Source organism: Arthrobacter sp. 01N442 (assembly GCF_056399345.1).
Window position 1 is genome coordinate 298428 of sequence record NZ_JBFTRD010000004.1, and the last position, 16338, is coordinate 314765.

General features: G+C 67.7%; 18 protein-coding genes. 12 read left to right on the plus strand and 6 right to left on the minus strand.

Annotated features, from left to right (window positions below; all coding sequences use genetic code 11):
* Positions 1–138 precede the first annotated feature (138 nt).
* Positions 139–1173 (plus strand): LLM class flavin-dependent oxidoreductase, encoded by a 1035-nt coding sequence (locus AC1DNC_RS08775; protein WP_476862183.1) that lies wholly within the window; start codon positions 139–141, stop codon positions 1171–1173.
* Positions 1174–1356: 183 nt separating this feature from the next.
* Positions 1357–2838: a purine-cytosine permease family protein gene (locus tag AC1DNC_RS08780; RefSeq protein WP_476862184.1), complete on the plus strand. Its 1482-nt coding sequence runs from the start codon at positions 1357–1359 to the stop codon at positions 2836–2838.
* Between the two features lie 97 nt (positions 2839–2935).
* Here AC1DNC_RS08780 and AC1DNC_RS08785 read toward each other — a convergent pair whose 3' ends face one another.
* From AC1DNC_RS08785 to AC1DNC_RS08795, 3 genes are all read right to left on the minus strand, one after another.
* Positions 2936–4402 (minus strand): S8 family peptidase, encoded by a 1467-nt coding sequence (locus tag AC1DNC_RS08785; RefSeq protein WP_476862185.1) that lies wholly within the window; start codon positions 4400–4402, stop codon positions 2936–2938.
* 119 nt (positions 4403–4521) lie between these two features.
* A complete protein-coding gene (locus AC1DNC_RS08790; RefSeq protein ID WP_476862186.1) occupies positions 4522–5517 on the minus strand; it encodes a CapA family protein in 996 nt (331 codons plus the stop codon).
* A 120-nt stretch (positions 5518–5637) separates the two neighbouring features.
* Positions 5638–6456 (minus strand): IclR family transcriptional regulator, encoded by an 819-nt coding sequence (locus AC1DNC_RS08795; RefSeq protein WP_476862187.1) that lies wholly within the window; start codon positions 6454–6456, stop codon positions 5638–5640.
* Between the two features lie 171 nt (positions 6457–6627).
* Between AC1DNC_RS08795 and AC1DNC_RS08800 the strand changes: the two genes are divergently transcribed.
* From AC1DNC_RS08800 to AC1DNC_RS08815, 4 genes are all read left to right on the plus strand, one after another.
* The gene (locus AC1DNC_RS08800; protein ID WP_476862188.1) at positions 6628–7479 is read left to right on the plus strand and encodes a maleate cis-trans isomerase family protein; all 852 of its coding nucleotides are present in this window, start codon (positions 6628–6630) and stop codon (positions 7477–7479) included.
* Positions 7480–7549: 70 nt separating this feature from the next.
* Positions 7550–8869, plus strand: a complete 1320-nt coding sequence (locus AC1DNC_RS08805; RefSeq protein WP_476862189.1) for an MFS transporter — start codon at positions 7550–7552, stop codon at positions 8867–8869.
* A complete protein-coding gene (locus tag AC1DNC_RS08810; RefSeq protein ID WP_476862190.1) occupies positions 8866–10134 on the plus strand; it encodes a CaiB/BaiF CoA transferase family protein in 1269 nt (422 codons plus the stop codon). Before AC1DNC_RS08805 ends, AC1DNC_RS08810 begins: the two co-directional genes overlap by 4 nt.
* 17 nt (positions 10135–10151) lie before the next feature.
* Complete coding sequence (locus AC1DNC_RS08815) at positions 10152–10898, plus strand: enoyl-CoA hydratase/isomerase family protein (RefSeq protein WP_476862191.1); 747 nt, start codon at positions 10152–10154, stop codon at positions 10896–10898.
* 66 nt (positions 10899–10964) lie between these two features.
* On the opposite strand, the gene AC1DNC_RS08820 is transcribed toward AC1DNC_RS08815, so the two are convergent.
* Positions 10965–11216, minus strand: a complete 252-nt coding sequence (locus tag AC1DNC_RS08820; protein ID WP_476862192.1) for a DUF2630 family protein — start codon at positions 11214–11216, stop codon at positions 10965–10967.
* Positions 11217–11429: 213 nt separating this feature from the next.
* Here AC1DNC_RS08820 and AC1DNC_RS08825 point away from each other — a divergent pair, with 213 nt between their 5' ends.
* Together AC1DNC_RS08825 and AC1DNC_RS08830 are read left to right on the plus strand one after the other, a co-directional pair.
* Positions 11430–11996 (plus strand): type 1 glutamine amidotransferase domain-containing protein, encoded by a 567-nt coding sequence (locus AC1DNC_RS08825; protein ID WP_476862193.1) that lies wholly within the window; start codon positions 11430–11432, stop codon positions 11994–11996.
* Between the two features lie 157 nt (positions 11997–12153).
* Positions 12154–12567, plus strand: a complete 414-nt coding sequence (locus tag AC1DNC_RS08830) for a VOC family protein (protein WP_476862194.1) — start codon at positions 12154–12156, stop codon at positions 12565–12567.
* A 62-nt stretch (positions 12568–12629) separates the two neighbouring features.
* On the opposite strand, the gene AC1DNC_RS08835 is transcribed toward AC1DNC_RS08830, so the two are convergent.
* Positions 12630–12878: a hypothetical protein gene (locus AC1DNC_RS08835; RefSeq protein WP_476862195.1), complete on the minus strand. Its 249-nt coding sequence runs from the start codon at positions 12876–12878 to the stop codon at positions 12630–12632.
* Between the two features lie 133 nt (positions 12879–13011).
* Here AC1DNC_RS08835 and AC1DNC_RS08840 point away from each other — a divergent pair, with 133 nt between their 5' ends.
* The 4 genes from AC1DNC_RS08840 (at position 13012) to AC1DNC_RS08855 (ending at position 15428) form a co-directional block, all read left to right on the plus strand.
* On the plus strand, positions 13012–13359 hold the full coding sequence (locus AC1DNC_RS08840; RefSeq protein ID WP_476862196.1) for a cytoplasmic protein: 348 nt from the start codon (positions 13012–13014) through the stop codon (positions 13357–13359).
* Positions 13360–13443: 84 nt separating this feature from the next.
* The gene (locus tag AC1DNC_RS08845; RefSeq protein WP_476862197.1) at positions 13444–13833 is read left to right on the plus strand and encodes a DUF1304 domain-containing protein; all 390 of its coding nucleotides are present in this window, start codon (positions 13444–13446) and stop codon (positions 13831–13833) included.
* A 93-nt stretch (positions 13834–13926) separates the two neighbouring features.
* Positions 13927–14727 carry an alpha/beta fold hydrolase gene (locus tag AC1DNC_RS08850; RefSeq protein ID WP_476862198.1) on the plus strand — a complete coding sequence of 267 codons (801 nt, stop codon included), beginning with the start codon at positions 13927–13929 and terminating at the stop codon, positions 14725–14727.
* Positions 14724–15428, plus strand: coding sequence for an esterase/lipase family protein (locus AC1DNC_RS08855; protein ID WP_476862199.1), 705 nt, complete (start codon positions 14724–14726; stop codon positions 15426–15428). The genes AC1DNC_RS08850 and AC1DNC_RS08855 overlap by 4 nt, the downstream gene beginning before the upstream one ends.
* Here AC1DNC_RS08855 and AC1DNC_RS08860 read toward each other — a convergent pair.
* Positions 15425–16159, minus strand: coding sequence for a GAF and ANTAR domain-containing protein (locus AC1DNC_RS08860; protein WP_476862200.1), 735 nt, complete (start codon positions 16157–16159; stop codon positions 15425–15427). The genes AC1DNC_RS08855 and AC1DNC_RS08860 overlap by 4 nt on opposite strands.
* Positions 16160–16338: the final 179 nt, after the last annotated feature.

Consider the following 16338-nt stretch of genomic DNA (forward strand, 5'->3'; position numbering starts at 1 on the left):
GGTGTCGCTGCGGCCGTTTCGACGGTTCCGTGCGCACTCGATGGTTCCAAGCGTCGAGTGCGCACGGAACCATCGAAATGGGGACCTCCAGGGGGCACCCCCGGGAATGAACGGCGATACTTGAATGTTCAATAAATCATGGACTTTGGCATCTTTACCTTTGGCGAGCTTTCCCGAAACATCAGCACAGGAGCCGCGCTGTCCCCGCAGCAGCGGTTGAAGGACATCATCGAGCTGGCGAAGTTGGCCGACCAGGCCGGTCTCGGGTTCCTGGGCCTCGGGGAACACCACCGGCATGACTTTGCCCTGTCGGCGCCGGAAATCGTGCTCGCCGGGATTGCCCGGGAAACCACAAACCTGCGGCTCGGCACGGCCGTTACGGTGCTCTCGACGCAGGATCCCGTGCGCCTCTTCGAGCAGTTCGCCACGCTGGACCTGATTTCGGACGGTCGGGCCGAGATCACCGTGGGCCGGGGCGCCTTCGTAGAGTCGTATCCGCTGTTCGGCCACCGGCTGGAGGATTACGACGGCCTCTTCGACGAGAAACTGCGGATGCTGCTGGAACTGCGGGACAACGCCGTCGTGAACTGGCAGGGGCACTTGACGCAGACGCTGGCGGGAATGGATGTTGCGCCACGTCCGGCCCAGGACAAGCTGCCTGTCTGGGTGGGCGTGGGCGGAACCCCGGCGAGCTTTGCCCGGGCCGGGCGGCTGGGCCTGCCGTTGTTCGTCGCACTGCTGTCCGGTCCGGCCCGTTTCCGGCGGCTCGTCGAGCTTTACCGGCAAAGTGCTCACGACGCCGGCCATGACGCTGCCGGACTGCAGGTGGGGGTGGGCGGCCACTTCTATGCCGCCCCAACGTCGCAACAGGCCCGGGACACCTTCTACCCGTACTACCGGGCGTACTTCGAGCAGAACATGCCGCGACCCCTGGACCACTTCCCGCGCTCCACTTTCGACGAGTGGACCGAGCCCGGCGGGGGCCTCCTGGTGGGAAGTCCGCAGCAGGTCGTTGAGAAGTTGCTGGAAATCCACTCAACGCTGGGCAACACCCGGTACATGGCCCAGATCGGACTCGGCGGCCTGCCGTTTGCCCAGACCGCACGCTCCATCGAGTTGCTGGCCACCCAAATCATGCCCGCCGTGAACCGCGAGATCGGCGCCGCCGGCTAGCCGCCGGCCCGGGCCCCGAGGCTCCCGGATAAGCCCGGATAAACCCAGCGACCGCCGAACGCGCGCCTTCGCGGCTCACTGTCCGGAATACCGGACAACATCAACGCTTGTCCCCGTGATGCAGGTCACGGAAAGTGTTCAGATGGGTGGACGAAACCATCCTGATCTTCAGTAAGGACGAGCATGCAAGCTTCGACACGAACGAATACCGCCGGGCGCGGCGTCGAGCGCCGCTCCATCGACTTCGTTCCGGAAAATGAACGGCACGGATCTCCCGGCCAGCAGTTCACGCTGTGGTTCGGGGCGAACATGCAGATCACCGCAATCGTCGACGGCGCCCTGGCCGTGCTTTTCGGCGCTGACGCGCTGTGGGCAATCCTGGGACTCCTGGTCGGCAACCTCCTCGGCGGCGCGGTGATGGCCCTGCACGCAGCCCAGGGACCCAAGCTCGGCCTGCCCCAGATGATCTCCAGCCGCGCGCAGTTCGGCGTCTTCGGGGCGGTGATCCCGCTGGTACTCGTCATCATCATGTACCTCGGCTTCGCGGCGACCGGGACCGTCCTCGCCGGCCAGGCCATCGACCAGATCACCCGGACCGGCACCCCCGCCGTCGGCATGGTGATCTTCGGCGCACTGACCGTCCTCGTGGCGACCCTCGGCTACAAGTACATCCACCTGCTGGGCCGCATCTCTACGGTGATCGGCGTCCTGGGCTTCACATACTTGGGGATCCGGCTGTTCGCGAGCCAGGACGTCGGGGCCCTCCTCGCCTCGGGCACCTTCCAGTTCCCCACCTTCCTGCTCGCCATTTCGCTGGGCGCCGGGTGGCAGCTGACCTACGGCCCCTATGTCGCGGACTACTCCCGGTACCTGCCCTCAAAGACTCCGGCGCGCAAGACCTTCCTGGCCGCGTTCCTCGGAACCGTGCTGGGCTCGCAGTGGTCCATGACGCTGGGCGCCCTGTTCGCGTCCCTCGCCCTGCCCAAGGGCCAGCGTTTCCTTGACGGTCAGGTGGCCTTCCTGGGCAACCTCAGCGGCGGCGGCCTGATCGCCGTCGTCATCTACCTCGTCATCGTGACCGGCAAGCTGACGGTCAACACGCTGAACGCCTACGGCGGATACATGACCATGCTGACGTCCGTCACGGCCTTCACGCGCAAGTCCGACGCCTCGTCGCGGATCCGGCTCGCCTACGTGATCGGCTTCATCGGCCTCAGCGTGCTCATCGCTGTGCTGGCCTCCCCGGACTTCCTGGCCAACTTCAAGAACTTCGTCCTGTTGCTGCTCATGGTCTTCATCCCCTGGAGTTCCATCAACCTGGTGGACTACTACCTGATCTCCAAGGAGAAGGTGGACATCCCGGCGCTGTACGACCCCAACGGCCGCTACGGCCGCTGGAACGCGTCGGCCCTGATCTCCTACGCGATCGGCATTGTTGCCCAGATCCCGTTCCTGGCGCAGACGCTGTACACCGGCCCGATGACCGAGCTGCTCGGCGGATCGGACATTTCCTGGCTGGTGGGGCTCGTGGTGACCGCCCTCGTGTTCTACCCCTTGGCCAAGCGGAACTCCGAGGCGCCGGCGGAAATGATCTACCCGCACGACGGCGGCCGGCTGGCCGCGGAGCCGACGCCCGGAGCGCTCGCCGGCACCCCGGTGGCCTGACCCGCCGTCGGCCTCCCGCTTCGCCGTTTCGACGGTTCCCTGCACCCTCGACGTATCCAAGCGTCGTACCGGCAGGGAACCGTCGAAACGGGCGGCCTCAGAGCCGGGTGATCTGCGTCAGGTACCCGTAGTACTTGGCACCGGCCGGGCGGAGCGGATCCCCGACGAACCCAAAGTCAGGGTGCCGGTTGTTGTATGACTCGGCGGTGTCCAGGAACTGCCGGCTGACCTCCGCGCCGGACCCCTGGCAGGCTCCCTGGTCAATGCACAGGGCCACCGCGCCGGCCACAGCCGGGCTGGCGAAGCTGGTGCCGTGGTTTATGCCGTACCCGCCGGGCACGGTGGACAGAACGCACACGCCCGGCGCCGCCACCGTGTGCTCCCTGTCCCTCGCGCTGACGGCAAAGTTCGAGAAGAAGGCAGGGTAGTCGTCCCGCTGGCCGATGGGGCGCCAGTCATCGCGGCCGCAAAGGCTTGCAGCTCGGCCGTCGGGTTTCCCGTCAAAGTCCGCCATGGCGGTCGCGGTCAGCACCTCGTGGTAGGCCGCGGGGACCGTTCCGGCGAGGTCAGCGGCCGAGTTTCCGGCCGCGACGGCGTACGTCACGCCGGCCCTGACCGAGCGGCAGATCGCGTAGTGCATGGGGTCGGTGCCCTTGCCGCAATTGGCGGTGTCCGAACCCGGGCCGCCGATGCTGATGTTGGCGACGGCGATGTCGTTGTCCTCGTTGTCGTCCCTGTGGGTTGAGGTCACCCAGTCAATGGCGCAGATCAGGCTCTCCTCGGTGATGGAACCGTTGTTGGAGACCACCCGGACCGACCAGAGCGGGGTGCCCGGTGCTACGCCGATGATGCCGGAGCCGTTGTTCCGGGCGCCGATGACGCCCGCCACCGACGTGCCGTGGCCAAGAACGTCGATGGGCGTCACTTCGACAGGTTTGCCGGAGGTGCAGTCGATGCCTCCCTTGACGTTCAGGTCCGGGTGCTTGCCGTCGATCCCGCTGTCGATGACTGCCACGTTGACGGCCGAGCCATCGTCATTGCCGGCGCCGGCGCGTACGGCGTCCTTGGCGGCTTCCGGATCGCCGCCGATCCGCTGCCACCACAGCGGGGCGATCTCGGTGTTGGGTTTGGCGGGCTCTTCGGGTTCCTCGAAGTGACGGCCGAGCGTGACGAAATCGACGCTGGGATCGGCGGCGAGGCTCCTGGCCTGGCTGGCGGTCATGGTGCCGGAGTAGCCGCTCACCGCACTTCGGTAGACGTTGGATCCGCTGAAACCGAACTTGGCCTGTTGCGCCGCGGCCACGGCCCCGGCATCGCCGGCGCCGTCCTTGAGTACGACGATGTAGCTCTGTGCCGGCTCGGCTGCGGACGACGGCGCGGCGGCTGCAAGGCTCCCGCCCGTAGCCAATGCGCCCGTAGCCAGCGCGAGGGCGGCCAGCCCGCCCACGAAGCGCCGGGTGCTGTCCGGCGGGGGAGCGGCGGCGCCGTTCCGGGGCCGGCGCCAGCCGGGATCCACGAATGTTTTTCGCACGTGCGGGAAAAGCTTGCGGACAGTGTTAAACATCGTGGCCTCCCAGTAAGCATGGTGCTTTTCGAGTGCCCCCCGTGCATATCGTAGGCCTTGCAGCGCGGAAAAATCAGGGGCAATCGGACTTCGAGCCCGGGTTCCGGCGGCATCGTCGGCTACGCCAGCGGGGTCTCCAGGCACCGTTCGCCGGCATTCCAGGTGCTTGAGGTGCCCAGCTCCAAGCACAGCCGGGACATCCGGCCGGCTATGGCGCGGGCGTTCCGGACTGCCAGCCGGGCCTGGAAGTCGGCGATGACGGTGGGAAACAGGCGCAGCCGAATGGGCGTTCCGCCGTCGGCCTCAAGCAGGAAGATGAAGGAAAGGTCGTTGCGCTCCTCGGGGTCCACCGCGTAGTCATCAACAAAGTCGCCCGCGCCGTAGATGATCGGCCGGCCCCGGTACACCTCGACGCCGCGGAAGATGTGTGGCGAATGCCCGAACACGACGTCGGCGCCCGCGTCGACCATCCGCCGCGCAAGCGCGCGGTGCTCGGGAGGGACATCGGAGCCCCAGTTTCCGCCCCAGTGCGCCGAAACGACGAGGAGTTGGACCCGAGCCTTGGTCCGCTCCAGCAAGCCCAGCAGCTCCCCGGCCCGCTCACCTGCCCGTTCCCCGGTCCGTTCGCCGCGGTCTGTAACGGGGACGTAGTACACGCCCGGGGAGCCGGGCGCCGCCTCCCAGTCCGGCTGGTTATCGGTAAACGCCACGAACCCGACGGCGGTGGAGGCCGCCCTGAGAATGGCCGGCCGCAGTGCTGAGGCGAGGTCCGTGCCCGCACCCGCATGCAGGATCCCGTGCCGGTCCAGGGCGGGGAGCATTTCCCGCAGCGCCTCCGGTCCGTAGTCGAGGACATGGTTATTGGCCAACGACACCAGATCGATCTGGGCAGAGACCAGGCTGCGCACGTTCTTCAGGTCGCTGCGGAAGGTGAAGACCTTGCCGGGCTCGGGACTTCCGCCGTCGGCAAGCACGCATTCGAGGTTGGCGATCCTTAGATCCGCCCTCCGCAACACCGGCAAGGTGTCACCCCAGGGATAGGCAGGGGCGGCGGTCTTCAACCGATCGTTGACCAGCCGGCCGAGCATGACGTCGCCCAGGAATGCGATCTGCATGGCACCAGCATGGACCGCCGGCCGGGGAAGCGAAAGGACGACGACGGCGGCGGACGCTCGCGCCGCTGTCAGCCGGCCGGCCTGGCGGACCTCGGAAGGCGACGGGCGGTTTCCGGGGCGTCAGCGTGCTGCGGGCCGGCGGGAGCGTCCGGCCTTGGGGGGCGCCGAGGCGAAATGGTGCCCCAAGGCAACGGAGGCGGATCTGGCCGCCTCCGACACGGCGGGACCCAGGCGATCGACGTCGGCCACGGTCACCCGCTGCGTGGGGAAGCCGACCCCGAGGACGCCGGCGAGCTCGCCGGTGTGGTCAAAGACCGGTGCGCTGATAGAGCCGACGTCGCTGTTGCGCTCACCGAAGGCTGCATAGAAGCCCTGCGCGCGCGCCTGCTCGACCTGCTCGTCCAGGACTTCCCAGCTGGCGGGCGTGTTCGGGGTAAACCTCGTCAGCTCCATGCCGGTGAGCGCTTCGCGCGCCCCCGGGTCAAAAGCGAGGAAGATCTTGCCCGGCGCCCCGGCATGGATTGGCATGACCTGTCCCACGCGGAACGGGCGCATCACTACGTGGCGCGTCTCGGCGACGGCGACGACCGTGCGGAACGCTCCGTCCCGGATGTAAAGACAGGCCGTTTCGCCGGTCTCGTCCCGGAGCTGCTGCAAGATCGGGCGCACGATGCGGACGATGTCCAGCCCGAACGTCCCCGGGCTGGCCCACTGGACCAGGCGCAGGCCGATCCGGTAGCGGTCGCCGTCGCGGTCCAGGAACCCCTCGCGGACCATGTTCTGCACGAGCCGCTGGCAGGTGCTGGTGGGCAGTCCCGTCTGGCGCGCAATCTGCGCCAAGGTGGGGTCCGGTTCCTCCAGCGAGAAACAGTTGAGGATTTCGGTGACCTTGCCCAGGACGAGCAGCGGGGTCGATCCGGTGCCCTGTTCTTTTGCCAACGCGCTCTTTTCCTTTGATCGGGGCGGATCCTGCCGTCCGTTTGCTGCGTCGAGCGCCCGTCGGGGGCCGTCCAAGCCTATTGACATCAGACTAACATTTCCCGCAGGATGGGTTCCGCACTCACAATGTGGGTCATGATCCATTCTTTCAACGACTTGGAGAAGCAGTCTGTGAGCACAACGTCGGGCACGGAGCATCCCGGAACTGAGCACCCCGGAACGGAGCATCCCGGTTCGTCGCGAGCGGCGGCCGGCTCGTCCCGGATCGGGCTGATCGTTCCCAGCTCGAACACCACGATGGAAACTGAACTTCCTGAGCTGTTCCGCCGGCAGGGCGAGGCGACGGGCCACCGCTACACCTTCCACTCGGCCCGGGCCGCCCTGAAGAATGTGACACCGGCCGAGCTCGCCGCCATGGTGGCGAAGGCCGCGGACTGTGCCACTTCCGTCTCCGACGCCGACGTCGACGTCATCGCCTATGCCTGCCTGGTCGCGGTGATGGCCCAGGGCCCCGGCGCCCACGACGGCTCCGAGGAGGTCATTGCGAAGGCGGCCGAGGCTAACGGGCATCCGGCGGCGGTGACCAGCAGCGCCGGCGCCCTGGTGCGGACCCTCCGGGACATGGGGGCGCGCCGGGTGGCCATGGTGACGCCGTACCTGCCGGAACTGACCAGAACGGTCAGCGACTACATCGAGGGCGCGGGAATCACCGTGCAGGACGTGATCGGCCTCTCGGTGGCGGACAACCTGGCAGTGGGCAGGCTCGATCCGCTCGCGCTGCCGGGCATCGTGCGCCGGCTCAACACGGACGGGGTGGACGCCGTCGTCCTCTCCGCCTGTGTGCAGATGCCGTCGCTGGCATCCGTGCAGACGGTCGAGGATGCGCTGGGCCTGCCTGTCATCACGGCCGCGACCGCCACCACCTACGAGATTCTCAAGGCGCTGGGCCACCCGCCGGCCATCCGCGGCGCCGGGCGCTTGCTGGCGGGCGCCGTGCGCGCCGAAGCAGCGGTTCCCGCCTGACGTTCCACCGCACCACCACGGCAAAATCCCAAGGGGCCCATGGCCTCAACGTCAATACAACGGAGTGATGATGACAACCCAAGCAGTGACCCGGGAGCAGGCGGCACGCCGCGCGACCGTTGCCAGCGTCGTCGGTACCACCATCGAGTGGTACGACTTTTTCCTATACGGCACCGCCGCCGCCCTGGTCTTCCCACAGCTGTTCTTCCCCGGCCAGTCGGCATTCGCCGGGGTGCTGGCCGCGTTCGGCACCCAGTTCGTGGGCTTCGTGGCCCGCCCCGTCGGCGCTGCGATCTTCGGCCATTACGGCGACCGCATCGGCCGCAAGACCACGCTGATGGTCACCCTGTTCCTGATGGCCTTCGGCACCGTGCTGATCGGTTTCCTGCCCACCTACCAGGCCATCGGCGTCGCCGCGCCGATCCTGCTCACCTTGCTGCGGATCATCCAGGGCATCGGCGTCGGCGGCGAATGGGGCGGCTCGGTTCTGCTGAGCATGGAATGGGGCCACCAAGGCCGCCGGGGATTCTCCGCCAGCTGGCCGCAGATCGGTGTGCCGCTGGGCCTGGTCCTCTCGACCGGCGTCGTGCGGATCACCTCCGGCATCACGGGCACCGAAGGCTTTGCGTCCTTCGGCTGGCGTATCCCGTTCATCATCAGCATCCTGCTGATCGGCGTCGGCCTGTTCGTCCGCCTGCGGGTGATCGAGAGCCCCGAGTTCGAGGCCGTCCGCAAGTCCAACAAGATCGTCCGCAACCCGCTGATTGAAGTCATCAAGCGGCAGCCGAAGGAGATCCTGCTCTCGGCGCTGGTCCGCATGTCCGAACAGGCGCCGTTCTACCTGTTCATCACCTTCGTGATCACTTACGCGGTCAAGCACCTGCAGCTGAGCAGCAACTCCATCCTCGACGACACGCTGATCGCGGCCGCGCTGGGCCTGGTCAGCGTGCCGTTCTTCGGCTGGCTCTCCGACCGGTTCGGACGGCGCCGCGTATACGGGGTGGGCATCGTGCTCACGGCCCTGTTCGCGTTCCCCTACTTTGCCTTGCTGGACACGCGGGAGCCCTTCATCGTGGGCGTGGCGATCGTCGTCAGCCTGATCCTGCACGACATCCAGTACGGTCCGCAGGCGGCCCTCATCGCAGAGAGCTTCGACGCCGACATCCGCTACACCGGCGCCGGCCTGGGCTACCAGTTGGCCAGCGTCGTAGCCGGCGGCCCTGCGCCGCTGATCGCCGCCGCGCTGCTGGCCCAGTACGGCAACTCCACCGCGATCGCGCTCTACATCATTGCGTGCTGCGTCATCGCGATGCTGGCGCTGATCTTCCTGCCGAAGGCGGCGCACCGCTTTGAAGGCAGCCACCCGGCCAAGACGGAAGCGACGGTATGAGCATCACGCACGTGGACACCGCCCCCGAGCAGACGGCCGACGCCGGACCGCTGGCTGCCCCGCAGCCGGCGGACCAGCCGGGCCCGCTGAAGGATCTCCTGGTCCTGGACCTGAGCCGGATCCTGTCCGGGCCCTTCGCCACCATGACGCTGGCGGACCTCGGGGCCGACGTGGTCAAGATCGAACAGCCCGGCCAGGGTGACGACACACGCCAGTGGGGGCCGCCGTTCCAGGGTGAGGAAGCCGCGTACTTCCTCTCCGTGAACCGGAACAAGCGCAGCCTGGCCGTCGACCTCAAGTCGCCGGAAGGCCTGGCTGCGGTCCGGCGCCTTGCCCTGAAGGCCGACGTACTGGTCGAAAATTTCCGGCCGGGCACGGCCGCCCGGCTCGGCCTCGGATACGAGGAGCTCGCCCGAGACAACCCCGGGCTGGTCTACGCCTCGATCAGCGGGTACGGCCAGACCGGCCCCGACGCCCTCCGCCCGGGCTACGACGCGATCGCCCAGGCGCGCAGCGGCATCATGAGCGTCACCGGCGAGCCCGACGGCCCGCCCGTGCGCGTCGGCGTCAGCAGTGCCGACCTCGTCGCCGGCATGTGGGCGACCATCGGGGTGCTCGCCGCCCTGCATGAGAAACAGCGCACCGGAAACGGCCAGTGGGTGGACATCAGCCTGCTCGACGGATCGGTTTCGTGGCTGACGTATGTCTCCAGCGGATACTTCGCCAGCGGGGACATCCCCAAACGCTACGGCTCGGCCCACCCGACGATCGCTCCCTACCAGGCGTTCCCCACCTCGGACGGCTTCGTGATGGTCGCCGTCGGCAACGACGGTCTCTGGCGACGCTTCGCCGCGGTCCTCGGGGACGAAGAACTGGCAGGAGACCCGCTTTACGCCACCAACCCCTCGCGGGTGGCGCACCGGGAAGTCCTGGTTGCACGGATCGAGGCGGTCCTGCGCACCCGCAGTACCGATCATTGGGTGCGGACATTGGATGAGGCGGGCGTGCCGGTCGGGCCGATCCAGACGGTGGACGAGGCCCTGGCCGACCCGCAGGTCCTGGCCCGGGGCATGGTGGCCGAGCTCGAGCACCCCACGGCCGGGCCGATGAAAGTGGTGGGCTGCCCGGTTCGCCTGACGCGCACCCCGGCGTCGGTGCGCACAGCGCCGCCATTGCTGGGCCAGCACACCGACGACGTCCTGGCCGGCCTCGGCATGGACGAGCCCTCCATCGCCGAGCTCCGGCGCTCCGGCGCGGTCCAGTGACAGGGGGACAGCAGACGATGGAAGCGGTCGCCGTCGAATGCTCCGGGTCGGTGGCCACCATCACGGTCGGCACGGGAGAGCGCTTCAACGCGATGGGAGCGGCCGGCTGGGAATCCTTGGGGGAGGCCGCACGGTCCCTGGCCGGCCGGGATGTGGGCGCCGTCGTCATCCGCGGCAGGGGCAGCACCTTCTGCTCGGGCTCGGACCTGCGCGAATGGGAACATTCCGACGCCGGGGACGTGCGGGAAATCTTCGCCACGATCGAATGGGCGCTGCAGCAGGTCGAGGACCTGCCGATGCCGACCGTGGCCCTCGTCGAAGGCGCAGCAACCGGGGCAGGCTGCCAGTTGGCCCTGTCGTGCGATCTGCAGCTGATGGCCGACTCGGCCCTCATTGGCATGCCGATCGCACGGCTCGGAATCCTGGTGCCGCCGTCCTTCGCGAACCGGTTGAGCCTGCGGATTGGCCCGTCCCGCACCAAGGACCTGCTTTACCGCGGGACGCTGCTGCGGGCGCGCGAAGCGCACGCCATGGGGCTGGTCAGCTCGCGCGTGGACGACGACGGCGCCGAGGCCGGTCTTCGGGACCTCCTCGCGGTCTGGCAGGGACTCTCCGCGTCATCGCTTCGGGCCGCCAAAGCCGCCGTGGACACCGGCCTCGCGCCGCTGTCCCAGCCTGCCCGCGAGCTGCCGGTGGGACCCGTGGTGGATCCGGAAGAGTTCGCGTGGCGCGTCGGGGCTTTCCTGCGCCGGAAGAGCGCCTGAAAACCAGTAAGACGGCGGGTCGCCGCCGGGGTGCGGCTTCGCATCCCGGTGGTGGCGCGCGGCGGCCTAGCCGTTATAGCCCTCCACCTGCGTGATGGGCCGCGCTTCCGCCTCGTCCGGGTTCTCGCCGTACTGGCGCTTGGCGCGTCGCTGCCGCAACAGGTCCCAGCACTGGTCCAGGTCCTCTTCGAGCTGCCTTAGCCGAAGCCGGTCCGGGACGTGGTCGTGCTCGGCGCTCGCGGACTCGGCTTGTTCCCGGAGCTCCCGTTCCTCGTCCACAAGGGCGGTAATGCGCTGGAGGATGTCCCGTTCGTCCATGGTGTCCTACTTCCTGCGGTCCTGGGGCTGTGCGTACCCGCCAGCGTAATCACGGGCGCGCGCCCTGACCAGAGGCCGCCCGGCCCGCACATAGTCAGCTTGCTTATTATTTTCCGGTTTCCTAGAGTTGATTGCGTAAGGCACCAATCTCTCCGCGTGGGACATGATCGGCCGAACGGCTTCTGGACCCTCGCGCTGGCTAGAGGAGGACACATGTCGGAACACAATATTGCGGGCAAGAAGGTCGCATTCCTGCTGACGGACGGCGTGGAGCAGATCGAGCTCACCAGCCCGTGGAACGCGGTCAAGGAAGCCGGCGGTGAGCCCACCCTGGTGGCGCTCAAGGGCGGCAAACTGCAGGGCTACGACGGCACGGACAAGGGTGAGACCTTCGACGTCGAGCTGACCGTCGACCAGGCCAATGCCTCGGACTTCCACGCCCTCGTGATCCCCGGCGGCGTCGTGAACGCCGACCATCTGCGCGCCGACAAGGGCGCCCAGGCCTTCGCCCGCGGCTTCTTCGAACAGCACAAGCCGGTGGCCTCGATCTGCCACGGGCCCTGGCTGCTGATCGACGCCGGCGTGGTGAACGGGAGGAACCTGACCTCCTACTACACGCTGGAGACGGACCTTAAGAATGCCGGCGCCAACTGGACGGATGAGGAAGTCGTGGTCGATCAGGGCCTCGTAACCAGCCGCAACCCGGATGATCTGCCGGCATTCAACAACAAGCTGCTGGAAGAAATCGCCGAAGGGGAGCACGCCGGCCAGACCGCCTAGGCGGCCGCCGTCGCCCGCCGCCGGGGGTGTTCCCGAAGCGGCGGGGCGGCCCTATGAAGTGGGCCCGCTTTCGGGCAGGATATGCCTGTAAGCTGCGCCGGCGCGGGCGATGCCCTTCGTCCGCGCCGGCACCACCCGCTACCAAGGAGTCCCGGAAATGACCACGCTTAACCCCTACCTCGGCTTCCGCGACAACGCGCGGGAGGCCATGACTTTTTACCAGTCCGTGTTTGGCGGGGAGCTGAACATGAGCACCTTCGCCGATTTCCAGGCCAGCGAGGATCCTGCCGAGGAGGGCAAGATCATGCATGCCATGCTGACCGGGGAAAATAATCTGGTGCTGATGGGGGCCGACACCCCGAACAGCATGGACTACACCCCCGGGAACAACTTCTCGGTTTCCCTCAGCGGCACCGACGAGGCTGAACTGCGCGGCTACTGGGACAAGCTGTCCGACGGCGGCAACGTCACCGTCCCGCTGGAGAAGGCCCCGTGGGGCGACACCTTCGGCATGTGCAAGGACAAGTTTGGGGTGGACTGGCTCGTCAACATCGCGCCCGCCGCCAGCTAGCGTCAGTAGCAGGGCCGTCCCCAGGCAGGGGACGGCCCGGCGTTTCGTTGGCCGCCGGGCGTTTAGTCCGGGCTGGTGTCGGTAGTGAGGCCGCGGTCGTCGGCCGCCTGTTCGTCCTGTTCCTCGGCGGGTCCCGGCACCTTGTGCGAGTCGGCCTGCCCGGGTGCCCGCCCTTCCGATTCCTGGCCTCCGGCACCGCCCGCCGGCGTCCCTGTCCCAGTGGCGCTGTCGCTTTCGCGCGGAACCGGCTTCCCGCTTTCTTCCACCCCGTCGCTCACAATGTCTTCGGGTTCGATCGGCTTGCTGCTCATGCGTTCCTCCGATGCTGGCCTGCGAGGGAATTCCATCCCGGCTGTTCCCCCAAGTTACAGGGGGCGCCGCGCCGGCGTACAGGCGGGCTAGCCCGCTCTGGTGCCGGGGTCCCGGGCGGACTAGAGTCACGCCATGGGCCAGGATCCGGTGGTGACCAACCCCTCCTTGTATCGGGTGGTATTCGAAAACGAACGGGTGCGCGTGCTGGAGTACCTTGACCGGCCGGGTGATAGAACGGTCGAGCATTCGCACCCGGACAGTGTCATGATCACGCTCAGCAGCTTCCGGCGTCGGCTCTCCGGCAACGGCCGGGAGGTCGACGTCGAACTTCCCGCGGGCGCTTCCCGCTGGCTGGCGGCGCAATCCCACTCCGGGGAAAACACCGGCGACACCGAGACACACGCGATCTTCGTCGAGCTCAAGGAACCGGCCGGGGCGCCAGCTGATATCCAGGAACCGCTCGGGCCGGCCGCTGGCTAGTCCTGTTGGCTCCCCGCCGCGTGGACCGTCCGCCGTGCCGACGATGATCGGCCATACTAGGCAGTAGTCGTCGATAGGGGTCTCATGCTGGTGCTTGGAATGGTGTTCGCGGGCCTGGCTGCCGCGCTCCACGTCGTGATCTTCTGGATGGAGTCGCTGGCCTGGGACGGCCCGGCGGCCCGGCGTGTCTTCGGCCCGGCCACCGCAGCCGAGGTCGAAACCACGCGGGCACTGGCGTTCAACCAGGGTTTCTACAATCTGTTCCTCGCCCTCGTGACCGGAGCCGGCATTGGATTTGTCATCGCCTCCGGGACCGGAACCGGGATCGGCACTGCGCTCGTTCTGGCTGGCACGGGGTCGATGGCGGCCGCCGCTTTGGTCCTGTTTGTCTCCAACCCCGATAAGCGGCCCGCTGCCCTGCGGCAAGGCATCCTGCCGCTCATCGCCGTGGCCGCAACTCTGCTCGGGCTCTGACCGGGGGAGCCCCAGCTTCACGGCCTCCGCCCAGCGTCTGTCAGTATGCTTACGGAACGCTGACCCGAGGCGCTGACAGAAACGAGACCCACTATGAGCAGGCCCGTGCGCATCGAGGTTGAGGCCGCCGGCCATGTGGGGCATGTCTTCGCCTCCCCGCGGCCGGCCGGTACGGCAAGCGGAGGGCCCGCCGTCGTGCTCATCCACGGGATCGGCGCCTCGCACCGCTACCTGCGCCGGCTGCACGGGTTGCTGGCGCGGACCGTTGACACCTACTCAGTGGATTTGCCCGGGTTCGGCGCCACGCCCAGGCCGCCCCGCACACTCAGCGTTGAGGACCAGGCCACCTACGTCCTCGGCGCCCTGGAGCAGCTCGGCGTGCTCGAGTTCGTGGTTGTCGGCCACTCGATGGGCACCCAGTTCGCAGTCGAAGCCGCGCGGCAACAGCCCTCGCGGATCCCGCACGTGGTGCTGATGGGCCCCGTGGTCAACGACCAGCGGTGCACCGTGGCGCAACAGGCAATGGCGCTCGGCCGCGACTGCCTGTTTTTCGAGAGCCCGTCCTCCAACGCCCTGGTGTTCACCGACTATCTGCGCTGCGGACCCAGCTGGTACCTCAAGAACCTCCGGGTCATGATGGACTACCGGATCGAAGAGAGAATCGCCGACGCCGCCGCCCCCATCCTCGTGATGCGCGGCGCAAACGACCCCGTTGCCCCGCCGGCGTGGTGCCGCAGGCTGGCCGAACGGGCGGGCGCCGGGCAGTACGTCGAGATCGAGGGAACCGGACACGTGGTCCAGCACAACCGCGCCGTCGAGGTTGCCGGATCCATCCTCTCCTTCGCCGGCATCGCCGCCGCTGAAGGAGAAGCATCGCAGGGGTTTGCTGCGTGAGCACGGCTCTCCAGATCGCCGGCTGGTGGGCCCGGGACTATGCCTACGCCGTCGGCAGGCAGTTGCGCAGCGCGGTATCCCGGGTCAGCCCGGACGAGTTCCTCAGCGGCACGGGCCGGCCCGTCGTCGTGATCCCCGGCATCTTCGAAGATTGGCGCTTCATGCTGCCGCTGATCCGGGAGCTGCACCGGGCCGGCCATCCGGTGCACGTGGTGACCGTACTGCAGCGCAACCGGCTCGCGGTACCGAAGGCGGCGGACCTTATTGCAGGCTACCTCCGCGAAAGAGACCTCACGGACACGATGATCGTGGCTCACAGCAAGGGCGGGCTGATCGGCAAGTACGCGATGATGACGCTGGAGCCGGAGCAGCGCATCAGCCGGATGGTGGCCGTGTGCTCCCCGTTCTCGGGCTCACGGTACGCGGGCTACATGCTCCTGCCCAGCCTGCGGGCCTTGTCGCCGCGCAACGCCGTCACCGTGCAGCTGTCCCGCGAGCAGGGCGTCAACGAGCGCATCACCTCCGTCTTCGGACTCTTCGACCCGCATATCCCGGAGGGCAGCGTGCTTCCCGGAGCGCGGAACGTCCAGCTGGACACAGGAGGCCACTTCCGGATCCTTGCCCAGGAGGAGACGATCCGCACCGTGCTGGCGGAAGCGGACGCACCCGCCCGCGCCGCGGCCACCGGCCAGGGCAGCTAGTCCTGGAAGTGGGTCCGGGTTGGGCCCTGGCCCAGGCCGTCTACGATTGCGGAGGCCACGGCGTGCAATTTGACGTTGCGGGTGCTCGACGCGGTCTTGAGTAGCTCAAAGGCTTCGGCCTGGCTGCAGCGGTTCTGCGCCATGATGATTCCGACCGCGACGTCGATCGCGGTGCGCGTCTCCAGCGTCGCCTTGAGGTTGTCCGCCGTGTCGCTGAAATGTGCGAAACGCACCGCCAAGCCCAGGGCCATGGTCGTCTGCCGCACGAAGATGCTCGCCAGTTCCTGGGCGCGCTTGTCGAAGCGGTGGCTCCGGTGCGAGTACAGGTTCAGCGCGGCCCGGGTTTCGCCATCGAGGAGGAACGGCACAGCGAGGATCGAACGCATCCCGTGCTCCCGGACCCTCGCGGCGCACTGCGGCCAGCGCGCGTCCTCATCCAGGTCGGCAATGTAGACCGTTTCCTGTTCGCGCGAGGCCGTCACGCACGGGCCGTCGCCGAAGCCGTACTGGATTTCATCCATCGCCTGCGCGGCGGCGCTGCTGCTGGCCACCGTGGCGGCCTTCCGCTGCCGGAGCAACGTGATTCCACACAGGACTTCGTCGCCGGGCTCGGAGAGGCTGCGCGCCGAGACCCGGGCCAGTTCGCCGAGGAATTCCTCCACGTCGGCGCTGTTCAACACGAGCTGTTGCAGGTGCTGGTTGATCGATGTTGCGGTTGACTCGCTTACCACTATTCCTTGATGCCGTTTCGCTCGGGTCGAATCGAACCGGCGAGGCGGAACGCACCACAGCAGCGAACTAGGGCGGTGGTAGCGGGAGCGGAGCCGGATCGAAGAACTATCCAACGGCCTTCTGCTAAACCGTACCGGGACAAATTATATACAGGACTTTGCGGCCATATAGTCCCGGC

Coding starts and splice junctions, on each gene's coding strand:
- AC1DNC_RS08830 (WP_476862194.1), top strand. CDS start 12,154: ATGACCACGCTTAACCCCTACCTCGGCTTCCGCGACAACGCGCGGGAG.
- AC1DNC_RS08820 (WP_476862192.1), bottom strand. CDS start 11,216: ATGGACGAACGGGACATCCTCCAGCGCATTACCGCCCTTGTGGACGAG.
- AC1DNC_RS08775 (WP_476862183.1), top strand. CDS start 139: ATGGACTTTGGCATCTTTACCTTTGGCGAGCTTTCCCGAAACATCAGC.
- AC1DNC_RS08840 (WP_476862196.1), top strand. CDS start 13,012: ATGGGCCAGGATCCGGTGGTGACCAACCCCTCCTTGTATCGGGTGGTA.
- AC1DNC_RS08790 (WP_476862186.1), bottom strand. CDS start 5,517: ATGCAGATCGCATTCCTGGGCGACGTCATGCTCGGCCGGCTGGTCAAC.
- AC1DNC_RS08815 (WP_476862191.1), top strand. CDS start 10,152: ATGGAAGCGGTCGCCGTCGAATGCTCCGGGTCGGTGGCCACCATCACG.
- AC1DNC_RS08825 (WP_476862193.1), top strand. CDS start 11,430: ATGTCGGAACACAATATTGCGGGCAAGAAGGTCGCATTCCTGCTGACG.
- AC1DNC_RS08805 (WP_476862189.1), top strand. CDS start 7,550: ATGACAACCCAAGCAGTGACCCGGGAGCAGGCGGCACGCCGCGCGACC.
- AC1DNC_RS08780 (WP_476862184.1), top strand. CDS start 1,357: ATGCAAGCTTCGACACGAACGAATACCGCCGGGCGCGGCGTCGAGCGC.
- AC1DNC_RS08850 (WP_476862198.1), top strand. CDS start 13,927: ATGAGCAGGCCCGTGCGCATCGAGGTTGAGGCCGCCGGCCATGTGGGG.
- AC1DNC_RS08835 (WP_476862195.1), bottom strand. CDS start 12,878: ATGAGCAGCAAGCCGATCGAACCCGAAGACATTGTGAGCGACGGGGTG.
- AC1DNC_RS08810 (WP_476862190.1), top strand. CDS start 8,866: ATGAGCATCACGCACGTGGACACCGCCCCCGAGCAGACGGCCGACGCC.
- AC1DNC_RS08845 (WP_476862197.1), top strand. CDS start 13,444: ATGCTGGTGCTTGGAATGGTGTTCGCGGGCCTGGCTGCCGCGCTCCAC.
- AC1DNC_RS08785 (WP_476862185.1), bottom strand. CDS start 4,402: ATGTTTAACACTGTCCGCAAGCTTTTCCCGCACGTGCGAAAAACATTC.